Source organism: Neisseria sp. P0021.S006 (genome assembly GCF_051956895.1).
Genome location: NZ_JBQCWZ010000674.1, coordinates 1 through 746, shown reverse-complemented (window position 1 = coordinate 746; position 746 = coordinate 1). Strand labels below are relative to the sequence as shown.

At 57.1% G+C, this 746-nt stretch carries 1 protein-coding gene; it reads left to right on the top strand.

The window, feature by feature from the left end; all coding sequences use genetic code 11:
- On the top strand, positions 1–746 hold a 746-nt coding region (locus tag ACTHUM_RS16400; protein WP_440403479.1), incomplete at both ends, for a single-stranded-DNA-specific exonuclease RecJ.

The following is a 746-nucleotide window of genomic DNA, read 5'->3' as shown; positions in this document are numbered from 1 at the left end:
GTGCCGAGCTGCGCCGCCGCAATTATTTTTCAGACGGCCTGAAAGAGCCGAATCTGGGCGACCTTTTGGATTTGGTCGCACTCGGTACCGTCGCCGACGTCGTCACTCTAGACCACAACAACCGTATCCTCGTGTCTCAAGGGTTGAAACGGATGCGTTTGGGCAAAATGCGCCCCGGCATCCGCGCCTTGTTTGACGTGGCGCGACGAGATTGGCGCAAGGCTCAGCCGTTTGATATGGGCTTTGCGTTGGGACCGCGCATCAACGCGGCCGGACGGCTGGACGATATGTCGGTCGGCATTGCCTGTCTGTTGGCGCGAGATGACACCGAGGCGCAGGAACTGGCGGCTCAGTTAAACAACCTCAATATCGAGCGCCGCGAAATCGAGCAGTCTATGCTGCAAGACGCGCTGAATGCTTTTCCTGAAACCCTGCCTTCAGGTCAGACGACGTTGGTGGCGTATCGCGACGACTTCCATCAAGGCGTGGTCGGCATTGTTGCCAGCCGCCTCAAAGACCGTTTTTATCGTCCGACCATCGTATTTGCGCCTGCCGACAACGGCGAAGTGCGCGGTTCGGGACGCTCCATTCCCAATTTGCACCTGCGCGATGCTTTGGACTTGGTATCCAAACGCCATCCCGATTTGATTTTGAAATTCGGCGGACACGCAATGGCGGCGGGTTTGAGCATACTCGAACACAATATTCCTGCGTTTCAGACGGCCTTTGAAGAAGCCGTACGCGAG